This is a genomic window from Oleiphilus sp. HI0061 (genome assembly GCF_001635675.1).
In genome coordinates, this window is record NZ_LWFE01001809.1 from 1 (window position 1) to 17,391 (window position 17,391).

General features: G+C 44.3%; 18 protein-coding genes. 10 read left to right on the forward strand and 8 right to left on the reverse strand.

What is annotated here, in order from left to right; all coding sequences use genetic code 11:
• The 5 genes from A3735_RS27515 to A3735_RS27535 all read right to left on the reverse strand — a co-directional run.
• Positions 1 to 635: hypothetical protein (locus A3735_RS27515; protein ID WP_068639055.1), on the reverse strand; the 635-nt coding region annotated here is incomplete at its 3' end.
• Positions 636 to 1,011: 376 nt separating this feature from the next.
• On the reverse strand, positions 1,012 to 1,866 hold the full coding sequence (locus A3735_RS27520) for an SDR family oxidoreductase (RefSeq protein ID WP_068510415.1): 855 nt from the start codon (positions 1,864 to 1,866) through the stop codon (positions 1,012 to 1,014).
• 52 nt (positions 1,867 to 1,918) lie between these two features.
• Positions 1,919 to 2,860, reverse strand: a complete 942-nt coding sequence (locus A3735_RS27525; protein WP_068510422.1) for an alpha/beta fold hydrolase — start codon at positions 2,858 to 2,860, stop codon at positions 1,919 to 1,921.
• Between the two features lie 10 nt (positions 2,861 to 2,870).
• Positions 2,871 to 3,689 (reverse strand): SDR family oxidoreductase, encoded by an 819-nt coding sequence (locus tag A3735_RS27530; RefSeq protein ID WP_068510424.1) that lies wholly within the window; start codon positions 3,687 to 3,689, stop codon positions 2,871 to 2,873.
• A 12-nt stretch (positions 3,690 to 3,701) separates the two neighbouring features.
• Positions 3,702 to 5,165, reverse strand: coding sequence for an NAD(P)/FAD-dependent oxidoreductase (locus tag A3735_RS27535; protein ID WP_068510427.1), 1,464 nt, complete (start codon positions 5,163 to 5,165; stop codon positions 3,702 to 3,704).
• 266 nt (positions 5,166 to 5,431) lie between these two features.
• Between A3735_RS27535 and A3735_RS27540 the strand changes: the two genes are divergently transcribed.
• On the forward strand, positions 5,432 to 6,091 hold the full coding sequence (locus A3735_RS27540; protein WP_068515554.1) for a TetR/AcrR family transcriptional regulator: 660 nt from the start codon (positions 5,432 to 5,434) through the stop codon (positions 6,089 to 6,091).
• Between the two features lie 174 nt (positions 6,092 to 6,265).
• Here A3735_RS27540 and A3735_RS27545 read toward each other — a convergent pair whose 3' ends face one another.
• The gene (locus A3735_RS27545; protein WP_068515557.1) at positions 6,266 to 6,679 is read right to left on the reverse strand and encodes a PaaI family thioesterase; all 414 of its coding nucleotides are present in this window, start codon (positions 6,677 to 6,679) and stop codon (positions 6,266 to 6,268) included.
• 108 nt (positions 6,680 to 6,787) lie between these two features.
• Between A3735_RS27545 and A3735_RS27550 the strand changes: the two genes are divergently transcribed.
• Genes A3735_RS27550 through A3735_RS27565 form a run of 4 tightly spaced genes read left to right on the forward strand, consistent with a single transcriptional unit; the run spans position 6,788 to position 9,754 of the window.
• Positions 6,788 to 8,524: a proline--tRNA ligase gene (locus tag A3735_RS27550; RefSeq protein WP_068515560.1), complete on the forward strand. Its 1,737-nt coding sequence runs from the start codon at positions 6,788 to 6,790 to the stop codon at positions 8,522 to 8,524.
• An 18-nt stretch (positions 8,525 to 8,542) separates the two neighbouring features.
• Positions 8,543 to 9,142 (forward strand): lytic transglycosylase domain-containing protein, encoded by a 600-nt coding sequence (locus A3735_RS27555; protein ID WP_197470029.1) that lies wholly within the window; start codon positions 8,543 to 8,545, stop codon positions 9,140 to 9,142.
• 32 nt (positions 9,143 to 9,174) lie between these two features.
• Positions 9,175 to 9,393, forward strand: coding sequence for a DUF2835 domain-containing protein (locus A3735_RS27560; protein ID WP_068515563.1), 219 nt, complete (start codon positions 9,175 to 9,177; stop codon positions 9,391 to 9,393).
• Between the two features lie 22 nt (positions 9,394 to 9,415).
• Positions 9,416 to 9,754, forward strand: coding sequence for a hypothetical protein (locus A3735_RS27565; RefSeq protein WP_068515566.1), 339 nt, complete (start codon positions 9,416 to 9,418; stop codon positions 9,752 to 9,754).
• A gap of 14 nt (positions 9,755 to 9,768) precedes the next feature.
• Here A3735_RS27565 and A3735_RS27570 read toward each other — a convergent pair whose 3' ends face one another.
• The gene (locus A3735_RS27570; protein WP_068515568.1) at positions 9,769 to 11,154 is read right to left on the reverse strand and encodes a cbb3-type cytochrome c oxidase subunit I; all 1,386 of its coding nucleotides are present in this window, start codon (positions 11,152 to 11,154) and stop codon (positions 9,769 to 9,771) included.
• 647 nt (positions 11,155 to 11,801) lie between these two features.
• Here A3735_RS27570 and coxB point away from each other — a divergent pair.
• The 5 genes from coxB to A3735_RS27590 all read left to right on the forward strand — a co-directional run bounded on the left by coxB (position 11,802) and on the right by A3735_RS27590 (position 16,329).
• Positions 11,802 to 12,923 carry a cytochrome c oxidase subunit II gene (coxB, locus tag A3735_RS27575; RefSeq protein WP_082865175.1) on the forward strand — a complete coding sequence of 374 codons (1,122 nt, stop codon included), beginning with the start codon at positions 11,802 to 11,804 and terminating at the stop codon, positions 12,921 to 12,923.
• Between the two features lie 13 nt (positions 12,924 to 12,936).
• Positions 12,937 to 14,568: a cytochrome c oxidase subunit 1 gene (locus A3735_RS27580; RefSeq protein ID WP_068515574.1), complete on the forward strand. Its 1,632-nt coding sequence runs from the start codon at positions 12,937 to 12,939 to the stop codon at positions 14,566 to 14,568.
• Between the two features lie 74 nt (positions 14,569 to 14,642).
• Positions 14,643 to 14,774 (forward strand): hypothetical protein, encoded by a 132-nt coding sequence (locus A3735_RS32335; RefSeq protein WP_255374912.1) that lies wholly within the window; start codon positions 14,643 to 14,645, stop codon positions 14,772 to 14,774.
• Position 14,775: 1 nt separating this feature from the next.
• Positions 14,776 to 15,411, forward strand: a complete 636-nt coding sequence (locus tag A3735_RS27585) for a cytochrome c oxidase assembly protein (protein ID WP_068515577.1) — start codon at positions 14,776 to 14,778, stop codon at positions 15,409 to 15,411.
• A gap of 39 nt (positions 15,412 to 15,450) precedes the next feature.
• Positions 15,451 to 16,329 carry a cytochrome c oxidase subunit 3 gene (locus A3735_RS27590; protein WP_068515580.1) on the forward strand — a complete coding sequence of 293 codons (879 nt, stop codon included), beginning with the start codon at positions 15,451 to 15,453 and terminating at the stop codon, positions 16,327 to 16,329.
• An 82-nt stretch (positions 16,330 to 16,411) separates the two neighbouring features.
• Here the strand turns inward: A3735_RS27590 and A3735_RS31565 are convergent.
• Positions 16,412 to 17,391: hypothetical protein (locus A3735_RS31565; protein WP_068639057.1), on the reverse strand; the 980-nt coding region annotated here is incomplete at its 5' end.

Consider the following 17,391-nt stretch of genomic DNA (forward strand, 5'->3'; position numbering starts at 1 on the left):
AGCAATGCTCGAATTGTGTCGAATGAAGAATCAAGATAAGCAACATTAAACAAGTGATACAAGGTGCTCTGTACTAAGCCACCTGGCTGAGTAAAACTTTGATGTTCTATTTCTGTCTGACCATTACCCAGGCTTGTAAACTGCCAGTAGCCCGCCATTAAAGGGAAACGAACTAAACGTAAGTCTCGTGGTTCATAAGGCTTATCTACGGTGATAAAGTTAATACGGTTTCTGCGTCCCTCAATATCCGTCACCATAGAATACCGGCTTAGAGCGTCTCTATTGTAGGCACCGGTAAAGTTATAGGTTGTATAAACATAAGTATCGGGATCAGATTCTTCATACATTACTCGCTCAGAAATCAATACACTGATCGCCCACTCTTTGAAGCCTTCAACATCTTGAATGACGGCTGTAAGTGCCTCGTGAGATTCATCGACAACCACCTTAAAACGACACTGCATAATTTTGCTGACATGCTTTCGGCACTCAGAACCAATTCCACCTTCCGACCTTTCCTGCTGCCAATCAGTAAGCCATTGAGGACTTTTGGTAGATGTTTCAGCTGAGTTTTCTGTAGCCAATAAGGCACTCGAATATAAGATGCTTATTAAGCCTAGGAAGATAAAATTCATGATTTCACCCGTTTATTCTTTTGCTCTTATTTCAGTTGTGCGAACTATATATTCACACGACTATATTTTACGCAATATATTTTTCCCCGAGGAAAAGCTCATAACTTTTACGGCTTACCTCGTAAATTAGGTAGCTATAAAACCACAACAACTTTACAGTGTATAGTTAAATTTTCAATAATATGGACTGTTTCTAATTATCATTTATTAGCAGGGTTTTGAGTCAGACAAGGAGGAAGCCGATAAGTTCAATGTATACAAAAGGAACTTTCGGCTTGTAGGCTGTGACCTACCTTCATCGCTGGCACGCAACTCACAGTTTGAGTTTGATATACACCTATGAGTAGAGTTCTCTGCCAGCAATCAACACACCTAATTATGCAAACTTCTTAGCAGCCTTACTGCGCCACTTGATTGCTTTTGTGAACAGCCATTGATAACCCGTTGGGAAAAGACGCACTACGCCATCAAACGCCTTCGCATCAGCACCAATCAGCACACGCCTATCATTGCGCTTAACACCCTTAAGAATAGTCTTTGCTGCACTATCAGGCGTATGAACAAACATTTTTTCAAACTCTTTTAAGGTACTTTCCTTAGTTGCCCCAGTCACTTTCATTGAGCTTTTATCAACTCGCGCTGACTGAGCAATATTTGTTTTTATACCACCAGGATGAATACAAGTAGTGCTGACCTTTGAACCGGTAATTTCCAAGTCCTGACGAAGAGACTCGGTAAACCCTCGAACAGCGAACTTACTCGCGTTATAACCACTCATTAACGGCTGTGAAGTTAAGCCAAATATACTGGAAATATTTACCACATGACCTTCGCCCGATGCTTCAAGGTGAGGCAGAAAGGCTTTGGTGCCATAAACAACACCCCAGAAATTGATATTCATAATCCATTCGTAGTCTTCAATCGAGAGCGAATCCACCGTGCCTGACAAAGCCACTCCGGCATTATTGAAGATCAAATTTACTTTGCCATGGTCTTCGACCACCTTATCGGCCCAGGCATAGACAGCCTCTTTATCAGCTACATCGAGAGCATGGCTTGTGACTTTCACATTGAAGCCTTTAAGTAAGTTCTGCGTTTCTTTCAGACCTTTCTCATTCACATCAGAGATGGCCAGAGCACAACCTTCCTGCGCCAAGTTAACCGCCAGTGCTTGACCAATGCCCGACCCAGCACCTGTCACCGCGGCTACTTTACCGTTTAAGTTTTTCATTATTTTTCCTCTAGGTAAGCAGGCCGACAAAGTCGAGCCTGGCACGTTTAAATTAGCTATTTTTATCTAAAAACGCCTGGTAAACCTCAGCACTTTCAGCCGGAATCTCAACCATAGGCATATGTCCAATACCCGGCCAAATTTTTATAGATATATTCTTAATGCCAGCCTTCCATACATCAACGGCGCTGACATGTAGGAGCTGGTCCTGATCACCCCATAGCAATAGCACAGGCGCTTGAATTTCATTTAATACCGGCTGCAACATATGCTTGCCATGGAAGTCCTGGAAGATCTCGATTAACTCTTCTCGGCGCGCTTGGTACTTTTCTGAAACAGCCTCAAGAATAAAACTTGGAATGTAAGGTGCTTTGGCCATGGTCATCCCGTAAAAGGTATCAAACTCTTCACGACTGTGTATTTCGAAAGGATTGCGCCCTGCTGCTAGCATCTTCTCCATATCACTCTTGATGGGTGACTCAACACCTGCCGGATCAACTAAGGTCGAGCTCAGTGTTCGCTGAGGATACATACGAGCAAAGTGGCCTGCGATAAATCCGCCCATTGAATTGCCAATAACATGAACTTTATCGAGCGCTAATTTATCAAGCAAAGCGATGATACGTTCAACCTGAGCAGGTCCACCGTAATCCCAATCTTTATGGAAGCCCGTTTCACCATGACCAGCCATATCAGGAATTAGCACGTTATAGTGCTCGCTAAAAAACTGAGCAAAACGTGGCCAGACATCTTTATCGGCACTATAGCCATGCAACATAACGATAGTAGGACGCTCAGGTTTTATTTCATTTTGGTAGAGATAAATATCCATCTCGCCAATATTTACCTGAGCCTTTTCCAAGCCATATAAACCAGCCTCGAAGGGAGCAGCCCATTCATAGACCGCTTTACCCATTGGAGCCGGAGCGATGAACGTGGCACCCACAAAAACTAACAAAATGGCAGCTAAAGCCAGTAAACTTTTTTTCAACATTTCAATATCCTTATTTGTATTTATACGCTCGAAGGTCGATAACCTTCTTCATTTCTGACCAAACCATCGCGCAAACAAGCGGTAAAGGCAACAGTTTGGAAGCCAACCACACTTTAATAGCATTATTTCCATAGACAATACGAGGCTTATTTTTCTTAACTGACTTAATTAAATGTTCGGCAATATCCTCTGGTTCAGTAGTCAGAAAGTTCTGAGAAAAGTCTCGGGCATGTTCATGCCTTACGATATTGGTTCGAATCCCCCCTGGATGTAGAAGGTGTACCTGAATATCACTGGCCGATAATTCGACCATTAAAGCTTCGGTAAAACCTCGTACGGCAAATTTACTACCACAATAATCAGCATGATTGGGTGTTCCCGTCAGGCCAAAGATACTTGAGACATTCACAATCACGCCTTGGTTATTAGCCAGCATGTCAGATAGAAATGCGCGAGTACCATGAATCACACCATAGTAATTAACATCCATCACCCGCTTAAAATATGATTGCTCTGTCGCCCAAACCGGCTCACCACTGCCTTCAACCCCCGCATTATTGACAAGCATAAATGCTTGACCCAAGTGTTGTTTAACCTGATCGGCGAACTCAAACACTGCCTGCTCATCTGAGATATCAAAGGCCTGTGCAAAGACTTTTTGTGATTCTGGTAGCAACGAGATCGTCTCGCCTAAGCCTTCCTCGTCATAGTCACACAAAGCCAGATGACTACCTTGCTTAGCAAAAGCCAGCGCATAGGCGCGCCCCATACCCGAGGCAGCCCCTGTTATCACCACTACCCTGTCTTTAAAACTTGTTATTTTTTTCATCGTTTTTACTACTTAAGAGTTAAAAGAGTGATCTTGGCGTTTAAATTTCTTAGCCCAGCGTCTGAAGGTAAAACTAAACCCCGGGAACATGGCAATCACTTTTCCGCTCTTGCTCTTATACCAAGAGTTACAACCGCCACGCTGCCAAACCGTTTTGGCCATCTCGTGATGAATTAAATCGGTATATTTCTCCTCAGCATCTACATTGACTTCGATCACTTTTTTGCCACTTTGTTTAAGCGCCGAAATACTGTTCATGATGTATTTCATTTGCGACTCAATAATAAACAAAGCGGAGGTATGACCAATGCCTGTATTAGGCCCTGTGACAATAAACAAATTTGGAAAGCCTGGCGCACTCGTCCCTAAATAAGCTCTGGGGAAGTCACTCCATGCCTGAGCTAAGGTCTTACCGCCTTTACCCACCACCGGATATGAGATCACGCCATCAGTAGCATCATAACCGGTTGAGTAGACAATCAAATCCAGCTCGTGCTCGACACCGTCCTGAGTCACAATACCCTTCTCGGTGATTTCTTTTATGCCATTATTCTTATCGAATAAGGTGACATTATCTCGACAATAAGCTGGGTAAAGCGTGTCTGATAAAATTACCCGCTTACAGCCTATGGTGAAGTCGGGAGTCACTTTTCGTTGTAAGTCCGGGTCTTTGATCTGTTTGCGAATATGCTTTTCAGCTTTGTTCTTCGCCAAGACCTTCAATGCCAAATCTGAATATTTAAAGCCAATAACACGGAATTCATACCACCAGTAGATCAAGAAACGTAAAGCAAAGTAGGCCCAACTCTTACTAAGCAACTTACGTTGCCAGCCTTTAAATTTATAATCATTTCGAGGCATTACCCAATGAGGGGTACGTTGAAGCACATCAAGGTGTTCAACTTCCGGAGCGATCGCAGGGATTATTTGTGCGGCACTGGCACCACTACCTATCACTGCAACTCGCTTGCCTTTATGGTCATAGTTATGATCCCAGTTATTACTGTGAAAGGACTTACCCTTAAATGTATCTTTTCCAGGAAAATCTGGAATCACTGGTGTACTAAGTGGCCCTGAAGCATTAATAACAAATTGAGCGTGATAAGCATCTTTGCCTTCAATATCAATTTGCCAGCGCTGCTCTGCTTCCTGCCATTCAATCTTCGACACATTGGAGCCTGCCGCAATTTTCTTATCCAAAGCGTGCTTGGAAATGATGTGCTCGGTGTACTCTCTTAGCTCGTCTTGTTCAGCGAACATTTGCGACCAATTGTAAGGCTCTGAAGATATCGAATACAAAGGAGAAGGAACATCGACGGCTGCGCCTGGGTAGGTATTTTGGCTCCAGGTACCACCGACAAATTCGCGCCGCTCCAGAATCAGAAAATCCTGAATGCCACGTTTGATTAGGTTCATGGCTGCCAGCTGTCCGCCGAATCCGCTACCGATAATAATGACTTGGTAATCTTGTTTCATTTAGCACTCCAGTCGCTCACAAGACCTTGCCTTGCTCACTGAATTTTTATGTTTATTGTCTAGCGCTTGCCATCATCATAGTCGAAGATTAACGAGATATAAATTGTGACGACAAGCAACTTCAAAACATCATATATTCTGACTACAGGTGTAGTCAAATATTTTTTGACTGACGGTCACGCTTTACATCCGACTTCAAATCACGGCAGAATAGACGGCTCAACCCGGACTAAAAATCACTTCAATCAGGACGAAATAAAACGCCAATGCCCTCTGCTGAACCTTCTAAAGAAAATAAAAAGACCGAACGGACCTATGGCGGGGTATCTTTAGCTGAGCGGAAAAAACTTAGAAAACAACAATTTTTAGATGCGGGCTTAAGACTATTTGGATGTTGCGGCTTTAGAAATTCAACTGTCAGGAGCTTATGCAAAGAAGCCAAGTTAACTGATCGCTATTTTTACGAATCCTATTCAGGTCTAGAAAATTTATTACTGGCGGTCTATGAAGACTGTATGACCCTGCTCAGTAAAGAAATTGTTCAAGCCATCGTTGTGGGCTATCAAGACTCTGACCCAAAGGCTGCCATTATTGCGGGTTTAGATAAGTACTTTGAAATTCTTGAAGACCCTAATATCGCTCGAATATGCATGGTCGAATTAGAAGGCATTAGCCCAGAAGTTAATACGCTTTACTATCATTACATCAATGGCTTTGCAGAAATTTTAAGAGTAATGGCAAATAAGGCTTTTCCCGATATGACGATTGATCGTGCCCAACAGGACATCATGGCTATATCCTTAGTAGGAGCAATGCGCCAGGCAGCGACAAACTGGTTAGTGAGTGATTATAAAACGGAACGAAAAGAGCTAGTTGCCGCCACCAGTAAGTTATTTTTAGGAATCATTAAGTTGATTGAAGCGTAGCGCTCTCACACAAAAAAGACGGCAACAAAAACCTGCTGGCAGAGCCTGCCCATTGTAATTTTCGAATAAATAATCATTTCCGTAGATAGAGGGTGTCACTCCTCACTGGAACCTGCCCCGCGTTAACCCGCTAGCGAGCCATGGAAGGCTCTGTCTACAAGTTTGTATTATTCATCACACCGGAGGCAAAGAATAGCTGCCGGTCACATGCGCCACAACATCCTCAGCCCCTTCGCTTCGGATCGAAACTTCACAAAATGCTATACGCTTACCCAACTTCAATATCTTTCCTTCTGCGATCAAGTCGCGCTGTTCAGGCCGCTGAAGAAAATTAATATTCAGGTTACTGGTTACCGCCATCGCGACCTCGCCCAGGCTTCCAAGTATCGCAGCATACATCGCCGTATCACCTGCGGTCATCATAACCGGGCCCGATACCGTGCCACCCGGCCGAATACATTTATCTTGAAAAGGAATTCGAATCCGCGCGTAGCCGGGCTTGATCTCCTCGATTTTCAAGTCGATATCCTCAGCCATTGGCACCCACTCTCTTATGCGGGCTTGCACATCTGCGGCCTGTAATGTCATGTTCTACTCCAAGATTGTATTAATTATTTGATTCAGGACTATACGATCAGCACTTAGCTATTTAAAATACGCCATTATATTTTTACACTCAAAGGAAATCATTGCCTCATGCGCGCAAGTCGTTTTTTAATCGCTACTCAAAAAGAAACTCCAGCTGACGCTGAAGTCATCAGCCATCAGCTAATGCTTCGTGCAGGCTTGATTCGTAAACTCGCATCAGGTTTATACAACTGGATGCCCATGGGTTTAAGAGTGCTACGTAAAGTAGAAGCGATTGTTCGTGAGGAAATGGATAAGGCTGGCGGACAAGAACTTTCTATGCCTGTTGTTCAGCCTGCAGAACTTTGGGAAGAGTCTGGTCGCTGGCAGCAATATGGCGGTGAGTTATTGCGTATCAAAGATCGTCACCAACGAGACTTTTGCCTCGGCCCTACGCATGAAGAAGTGATCACCGACCTGGCTCGCAATGAACTGAGCAGCTATAAGCAATTACCGGCAAACTTTTATCAGATCCAGACAAAATTTAGAGACGAGCGCCGCCCGCGCTTTGGTGTGATGCGTGCCCGTGAGTTTTTAATGAAAGATGCCTACTCTTTCCATGCGACTCAGGATTCTCTGGACGAGACCTATGAACTCATGTACGACACCTACACCAATATATTTACGCGTCTTGGTCTAGACTTCCGCGCTGTGCAGGCTGACTCAGGCAGCATCGGCGGCAATGCTTCACATGAATTCCATGTGCTGGCCGATTCAGGTGAAGACGATATCGCTTTCAGCACAGAAAGTAACTATGCAGCCAATATTGAGCTGGCTGAAGCCCTCGCACCTGAAGGTGAGCTAGCAGCACCAAGCAAAGCCATGGAAGAAGTCGCTACGCCTGAACAGAAAACCATTGAAGAGGTCACTTCTTTCTTATCTGTTCCCGCTAGCTCGGTTATCAAAACCTTACTGGTTCTTGGCGAAGAAGATGAAGACGGCAATGCACCCTTGGTAGCGCTGGTATTAAGGGGCGACCACAGTTTGAACGAAATCAAAGCTGAAAAACTTGAAGGCGTCGCCTCTCCCTTAGTGTTCGCAAATGAAGAACAGGTGAAAGCCGCAACGGGAGCGAATATAGGTTCCATTGGCCCGGTCGGACTAAAAGACATCACTGTATTTGTCGATCGCACCGCTGCACTGTGTTCAGACTTCACTTGTGGCGCGAATAAAGATGGCGTTCATTTAACAGACGTCAATTGGCAAAGAGATCTTGAACTAGGTGAAGTCGTTGACCTGCGTAACGTTCTTGAAGGTGATACCAGCCCTGACGGCAAAGGTACACTCGAAATCAAACGCGGTATCGAAGTCGGTCATATCTTTAAGTTGGGCAACAAATACAGTTCCGCAATGAATGCCTCGGTATTAAACGAAAATGGCAAAGCCACCATTATGGAGATGGGCTGTTACGGCATCGGTGTATCGCGTATTGTAGCGGCAGCTATTGAACAAAATAACGATGACAATGGCATTATCTGGCCTGAATCGATAGCGCCTTTCCAAATCGCGCTCATCCCACTCAATGGTCATAAGTCTGAGCCTGTTGCCAATAAGACTGAAGAGATCTATCAGCAGCTTGTTGACCTAGGTGTTGATGTACTCATGGATGACCGAAATGAGCGTCCAGGTTCCAAGTTTGCTGACATTGAGCTGATTGGTATTCCTCACCGAGTTGTTATTAGTGACCGAGGCATCAAGGCTGGCACACTAGAATACAAAGGCAGAAATGACAGCGATAAGCAGGATGTTGCTATCGATGACATCATGGCCTTACTAGCAGATAAGCTTGGCTTCACTATTGCTTAGGGTTTGTCGATGAGAGCGATGACTCCACAAGGTCTTTATCAGCTCTTATTCGTGCTGGTTATTTCTCTGTCTTTCGCGTCTTCAGTTAGCGCTGAACAGGCCAGCTTACGCCAGGCTCCAGATGATGAGCTGCGTAAGCTCCTTATGCAAACGGTCAATGAGTCCAGTAGTTTTGTTGACCGCTTTGATGCTGAAGTTTGGCTGGTCGATATGTCCAGCCGACTTAAGCGCTACATCAAAGACCCAGAGGAACGTTTGTCGCTGTTAAAGCGCGTTCACTCTGAAGCGAAACGAGCGGGCCTGGAACCCGAGTTAGTACTATCAGTGATCCATGTTGAAAGCGCATTTAAGCGCTTTGCTATCTCCAGAGTGGGTGCACAAGGACTCATGCAAGTTATGCCTTTTTGGAAGAATGAGATTGGTCGCCCGGACGACAACCTCACGACCGTTTCAACCAACCTCCGGTATGGCTGTACAATCCTGAAGCATTACCTGAATAAAGAGAAAGGCAACCTGATCAGAGCCCTTGCGCGATACAATGGCAGTTTAGGTAAAACTAAGTACCCTTCAAAGGTCTTACGTTTTTGGCAGGACTACTGGTTCGTAAAACATGTATAAGCCAGCATAAAGAAAGAAATAGAGTTCAAACTATGCAAGAAATTATCGTCGACCTTTCCATTGATAAAGAGGAATGGCTGCGAATCTATAGGGGTGAAGCCAATATCGTCTATGCAATCAGCAGAGATGGCCGATCCATTCAGTTTCCGGCCGCTATCCTGAGTAAATATGTGACACACCACGGCATTGAAGGGAGCTTTGTTATTTCTATCAATGACGCCGGAAAGTTCCAATCTATCATTAAACTTTAGACCCTACTTGAGACAACGCGATATGACACACAACACCACGAAAGCCACGCTACAAACGCATCAGGTCATTTCGCTAAAAGAAGCTGAACTGGTTTCTCACTTGAAGGCCATGTCACTTGAAGAACTTGAGTTTCATGCTCATGAAATTATGAAAGATATGGGTTCTGAGCAATCTCCTCAAGTCATGGCTAAAGTAATGAAGTCTTTGGAGAAACCCAAAGAAGGTTATTCAAAATTTGAAACAGTCCAAAAAACACTTGAAGATGAACTGCCCAACAAAGCTTATCTCAGCGATATCTATGCGCGCCTGGCCGCTATCGTGATGAGCATTATATCTCGTCGCTTCAAAGAGTTTTTGTAAACGGCTATAGGCGGCTAGCTACCAGGTTCAAACTCTGTTCGTCGCCGCCATGCCTTGATAATCACGATCAAAAACAGCAAGCCTCCGATGGTAGAGATCAAACCACCCAAGCCCATCATTCCCATCCCTATAATTTCAGGTAAACGATCTAAACCTTGAGCTGCTCCTGCAGTCTTACGTTGCACACCATAACCACCTGACCACGCGAGACCCAATATATGCATCAACTGGCCACCACCATAAACATAAGGTTGAATTGCCGCTAGGCGAGTATCTGGGGTACCTAAACCCAGCTTAGGCATGAGCAGATAAGCAATACCCATAAAGGAAAGCGTTACTCCGACAATCGAACCATGGTAATGCGCAGGTATAACTACATTCACACCTTCGATCAAAAAGCCAATGATGCCGCCTGCCGAAAACAAAATAAACGAAGCTATCATTGCTGACTTTAATGGCTTTGAAGATGCCTCAATCCTGCCTCGTTTAATCAACAGAAACAGTTGATAAACTGCGATAATGCCAAGCGGCATACTTGCCAAGCCACCGTATTGCATTAATTTAGTAAAACCTAAACGATGCCCTAGCGAATCAATTTCGCTTGAAGCATACAGCCAAGGCACCATAAGTACAGGCAATATAACCAATGCTGACAAAGCCAAAAGTAGCCCAGGCTTATAGCTAAAACGAGCACCACATGCACTTGCAAGCCATAACCAGGCAACAAGTAAAAGCAAGGTATGCGTGAACTGTAAAGTGTGCCCACCACCCCAGAACAGTAATTCGAAATAATATTCACCACTATATTCAACTGATATGCCCAGATAACTAGCCACTAACGCAATAATACTTAATAGAGCAGGAATAGCGGCTAAATACGATGCCCAGCTCAGTACCGACTCACCACTATTAAAGCCTTGAGGTATAGTCAATAAGCGAGCTACTAATAACAGCAGAATGCCAAAACCAAAAACACATAAAGCCAGGTAGAATGCTGGGTGTTGAAGCACAGGAACATAGTTATTCATCAAAGGCTCCCCTACTCCAAAAAATGGACAAGCGACCATAATCAAGGCACCAAGCGCAGCAAAGTTCCACGCCCACTGATCCAACAAGCCACCACTAGCCGGGTTGCTGCTAGTCCAGAAAACTCCCGCCATTGATAGAAACCAAATCAATACAGAAAGGTCAACGTGCACAACCAGTGCAACATGGAAAAAGTCCACCCAGGGAATAAAGTCTTGTACGCCTGGCGTTCGAGACAAAACAAGCAGCAAAGAAAATACCCCTGCGCCTAGCAAAGAAGCGACAGCCAGCCCGAGCCATTTTTTAACAATCGTTTTCTGAGCGGCAGCAACTAGAGAAAGTTGCATTACCATAGAAGTGTTTAATGCCGTCATAATCCCTCATTATTATATTTATTGTGTCGCTCAGGATCCTATCAAATAATTGGGGTCAGTGTAAAAAAGGCCGTTATCACACCGAATCCAGTTATTTAATGGCATAAGTCGCATTTTATTCACTGTTCAAAGATTAGGCTTGCATCTCTCACTAAGAACAGTAAATAATGTGCAGCCATGGAGACTAAATAATTAGTACAAAATAAAAGTTTCCTACTATGCTTAAACAAGCATAAAAGTGTTACACGACTTAGAAAGAATCACTAACAAATATAATAAAGGGGATGAAACGTAAGCCGTGCTTCTTATAGAGCTGCTTCTGACTAAGCAGATTGCTATAAACCCTGCTTCTCGATTTCATCATTAAAACAAACCATAGCCAAATTCTGGAATAACCTTATTGGTTTCAGATACTTTAAGTAACTAGGTTATCGTTTTATTTTTTAAGTAGTAGCAATGTTGTCGGCCTCTAAAAATGTTCCGCATTACATAAATAGAACAGGCCAGATTGAAAATAATAACTAGATATTTTTGACATCTTGATTTGCCACACAACGGTTAAAGACGTGATTATGCCCCTTAACGAATAAAGTTCGGCAAATTCACTTCGACTCAGAATCTGGTATGCCTTTGATGAGGATCAACGGATGCCAAATCGTTTACGCAAGCTCAGCATGCTTATTGCCATGCCAAGTCTTTTGCTTGCCTCCAGGAATGTATTTTCTGAATACGCTCTTAACCTTCCTGAGCCAGTCTCTCCTGTAACACGGGAAGTATTTGACCTCCATATGATGACGGCCTACATCGCACTGATCATTATGATCCTCGTCACCGTCGTCATCTTTTACTCCATATTCAAATTCAGAAAGTCGAAAAATTACGAAGCCGACCAAGAATTTCATAACAGCAAGTTTGGCACATGGTCCTGGATTCTGGTGCCGATTATTGTACTCGCTATTGATTTAAGTATTGCTGGCAGCGCAAGCTCTACCTTTGACTTAATTGAAGATAAGACCCCAGCAGACCTGACAATTAAAGTGACAGGTTCCCAATGGAAGTGGACATACGAGTACATGGAAGACGATATTAAGATCGTCAGTAACCTACTGCCTGAGGAACAAGCTGGTGATCGCTATTTAAGAATGGTGGATAACCCTCTCTACCTACCTACTGACCGACGAATTCGTTTCCTTCATACCGCAACCGATGTTCTTCACGCTTGGTGGGTTCCGGCAATTGCGGTTAAGAAAGACTCCATTCCCGGCTATATCAACGAAACCTGGACTATTATCGAGAAGGCTGGCACGTATCACGGCCAATGTGCCGAAAACTGTGGTACGGGGCACGCTTTCATGCCCATTCAAGTTGAAGCGATTGCCGGTAGCGAGTTTGATTCATGGATGACAAAGCAAAAGGAAATCAAGATAGCGAAAGAGAAGGAAGCTTCTTCAGACACTGTCTGGCCAATGCAAGAATTAATGGCTCGGGGCGAGTCCCTCTACAACACCAACTGCGGAGCCTGCCACCAAGTCGATGGCTCTGGTGTTCCCCCCGCATTTCCAGCGCTGGCTGGTAGCGAAATTGCCAAAGGCGACCCCGCTAAACATCTTGAAGTCGTAATCAAGGGTGTATCGGGTACAGCCATGGCTGCTTGGGGCGCTCAGTTGAATGACCTGGAAGTGGCAGCAATCGTAACCTACGAAAGAAATGCCTGGGGTAATAACACAGGTGATGTTGTGCAACCAGCTGATGTCAAAGCGGCGCGCTAGGAGGAGATAATCAATGAGTTCTACTATTACAATTGATGAACAAAATCAGGACGTTTCAAGCGCCGATCATGATCACCACAATGAGCCACCGAAGGGTATAGGCCGCTGGTTATTCAGCACTAACCATAAAGATATTGGTACCATGTACCTGGTGTTTTCTCTCATTATGTTATTTTTGGGTGGTGGTATGGCAATGCTCATTAGAGCAGAGTTGTACTTTCCTGGCTTGCAGTTTTTGGAGCCTGACCTTTTCAATAACATGGTCACTACACATGCCTTGATTATGGTCTTTGGTGTTGTCATGCCTGCCGCAGCTGGTATGGCGAATTGGATGATCCCACTTCAAATCGGTGCGCCAGATATGGCATTGCCACGCTTAAATAACTTGAGTTTCTGGCTATTACCCGCCGGGGCTGCCCTGCTTATTTTGTCAGTCATCGTACCGTTTTTCGGTGGCGGCGCCCCCGTCAATACAGGCTGGACCTTGTACCCTCCCTTATCTGTTCAAGCGGGAATGGGGATGGATCTGCTGATCTTTACTCTTCATGTATTAGGCATATCATCGATACTCGCTGCCATCAATATCGTTACAACGGTATTGAATATGCGCGCTCCCGGCCTTGATATGATGAAACTACCCTTGTTTGTCTGGGCATGGCTATTTACAGCAATTCTATTGATTATGATCATGCCAGCACTTGCTGGCGGCGTAACCATGCTTTTGTTTGACCGTCACTTCGGTACCAGTTTCTTCGACGCTGCTGGCGGCGGCGACCCTGTGTTATTCCAGCATTTATTCTGGTTCTTTGGTCACCCGGAAGTATATGTACTATTACTACCTTCTATCGGAGTTTTAGGTGTTATTGTTCCAACATTCTGCCGTAAGCCTTTGTTTGGCTACCGCCCATTAGTTTGGTTTATGGGTATTCTGCTGGTCTTGGGTATGGTCGTATGGGCTCACCATCAATACACCATTGGCATGTCTGTCCTCGCGACCAACTACTTTATGATTGGTACAATTTTAATCTCGATCCCCGTTGGCCTAATGCTGTTCAACTTTATCTTAACGATGTGGCGTGGCTCTATTACCTTTGAAACACCCATGCTCTTCGCCATTGCCATCATTGTGATGTTCTCATTTGCAGGAACTACAGGTGTCATGCTGGCGGTTGTACCTGCAGATTTGCAATACCATGACACCTACTTTGTGGTCGCACATTTTCACTACGCATTAATACCCGGCGCACTATTCGGGCTCTACGCAGGTGTATTCTATTGGCTGCCAAAGTGGACTGGCCATATGTATAACGAAACGCTGGGTAAAATCTTTTTCTGGTGGACAACCATCGGCTTTAACCTGACGTTCTTCCCTCAACACTTTTCGGGCTTAGCGGGTATGCCACGCCGTATCGTTGATTACAGCGTGCAGTTTATTGAGTTTAACCAGATATCGAGCATTGGTGCCTTTATCTTCGGCCTATCTCACCTACTCTTTGTCTACATCATTATTCAAACTATACGTGGTGGCGAGAAAGCTCCAGCTCAGCCTTGGGAAGGTTCTCAGATCGGTACACCTGGCCTGGAGTGGACGCTCCCATCTCCTCCACCATTCCATAGCTTTGAAACACCTCCTACGGTCAAATAAAACCAGAATCTGGCCTTGGGTGCTTTAACAAAGAGCCCAAGGCTAGATACTTAACAACAAAAAGAGTTTTGATTATGAACCAACAAAGCGAACAAGCATTAAAGAAGTCAAATATTCGCACCGCGCTAATTCTTGGAGGCATTGCGATATCAAGCTTATGCATTGCCGCCTATGGCGTCAGCCAAACTTTAGCCGTGGGTGCATAACATGAGTGAAGTACCAGTAAAACAAAACAAGAAAACCGCACTAAAGCTCGCAATGTTAACAGTGCTTATGTTTGGCTTTGCCTTTGCGATGGTGCCGTTATACAAACTCGTATGCGATGTCGCCGGTATCAATAGCATCGATAGTAACAGTGGGCGCTCTGAGATTTCTGAACTAAGTAGCGAAGAACTTAGTCAGTCTTTAAGAACCGTAACGGTTCAATTCGACTCGACTATAAATGGCAATATGGCATGGGAATTCAAACCTGAAGCGAAAACCATGAAGGTGAAGCTTGGCGAACGAGTCAGTACCAGCTATTTCTTTAAGAACAACAGTTCGCAGCCAGTTGAAACCCAGTCAATACCTGGGGTTACACCATGGCAAGCAAACCAACATTTAAAGAAAATGGAATGTTTCTGCTTTGAGACTCAAACCCTTCAAGCAGGCGAATCAAAAGACATGGGTTTACAGTTTGTTCTCGACCCGAATCTACCTGAAGACATTCAAACGGTAACTTTATCTTATACCATTATGAACACAAACAGAGACGACTCACTGAAAACTAATAAAGACGCATTACCCTCTGTCAGCGACTCAAAGAAGACTTTGAATAAAGCTGGCGACAAGCAAACTATTTGAATAGCTAATGGTACAAACAATTAAAATAAAGAGGACATTATGAGCACAGCAGGTTCTGACAGTTATTACGTCCCCCACGGCAGCCAATGGCCCATTATTGCTGTAATGGGAATATTTTTTACAGTACTCGGTGTCGCATTTTGGGTTAATGACGTCGATGCGGGTACATATATGATTTGGACGGGGCTAGCTATTGTTGCCTATCTCTTCTATGGCTGGTTTAGTGACGTGATTGACGAAAGCATGGGTGGTAAATACAGCCCTCAGGTAGATATTTCCTTTAGACAAGGAATGATATGGTTTATCACCTCAGAAGTATTTTTCTTTGTAGCACTTTTTGGCTCCTTATTTTACCTTCGAGAAATCTCACTCCCCTGGCTCAGCGGTGAAGGTCACCTTGGCTCGTCTAACCTTCTATGGGAAGGTTTTAAGGCGTCCTGGCCCTTACTTACAACTCCTGATGGAGGAGAGTCTTACATCCAAACCAAAGAGGCTATGGGCGCTGGTGGCATCCCGCTATATAATACAGTCATATTACTTTCCAGCGGAGTAACACTTACCTGGGCACATCATGCTTTAAAGCATAATAAGAAAAACCAGCTTATCATCGGTTTAGCAGCAACAATTTTATTGGGTTTGATTTTCTTTGGTTTCCAGGCATACGAATATAGCCATGCCTACAATGCTTTAGACCTGACACTTAATTCAGGTATCTACGGGTCGACCTTCTACATGTTAACCGGTTTTCATGGCATGCACGTGACGATTGGTACTATCATGCTAATTGCTATTCTAGTAAGAAGCTTGAAGGGGCACTTCAGCTCAGATAAGCACTTCGCATTTGAAGCCGTTGCATGGTACTGGCACTTCGTTGATGTCGTCTGGTTAGGCCTTTACTTCTTTGTTTATTGGTTATAAGCCTATCAAGACATAAAAATGCCAGCTTAGTTGCTGGCTTTTTTATGTCTTGAATAAATAGATGCTCAGTTTTTCTAGCCAGCTAGGGCGTTGTCCCTGACTTTAAGGGCCGAACATTTCCAGCCTTATTCCCCTCTTCACACAAAGCCTTCCCCACTTCGATCCCCGCGACCTCCTCTGGTGCGCACATTTTAAGAATGGCAGACAGGTCATCATCCATATGAGAGAAGTGCTCGAAGATATCGTAGACATTGTTTTTTCCTGTTTCCAAGCGCTCCAAGAGAATCTTTTCCTGTTCATCAGTGAGCAACAAGGTTTGCATCGATTGCTCGAAGGAGTCAGCCAGCTGATTGACAACACCAGCAATCTGGACTGTCATATCACGATATTGAGAGCCTAGGTTCTCTATACCACTCTCCATACGCCGTATCAGCGTTTCTTGAGATTGATGCTCTAGATAAATATCGGCCTGCATATCCAAAGCCTCTATTTTTGCATCGGTTCCTTGTAGAAGCGCAAAAATATTATCTTTAATCTGACCATACTTCTCGGGATCATCAAGTGGCATATTTTTAATGAGAATCGACACACGGTTGTAATTGATCACAGTACGGTTGCCAAAATCATAAAAGCGACCGGCATCTTTCAACTCACTTAACAAGCGAGACTCCATTGTTCGTTCCATGCCGTTTGCTTCCATGTTTTTAACCTTGTATTTACCTCGCATTTGCAGGCTACAACTAATCCCATAGTGATTAAGGCTTTGGAACAATAACTGACCTAGCTGATCAAAGTTCTGACATTGATAGCTGTCCAGTAAAAACTGGATATTGGCACCCAGATCTCCGGTGCTAGCCATAGCCGCCATTGCAACATCTGAAGCGGCTCTAAGTTGGTCTTTAAGCTGTTTGTTAGCAATCGCATTGAAAATTGTGCTCTGAATACGTGTCACCATGTCATCATGACTAAGCTCTGTGGACATACAATCATCAGCACCTAGCTCACACGCTAGAAGTCGCTGATCAAGCTCCATATTGCGGCTAAGCACAATAACCGACATAG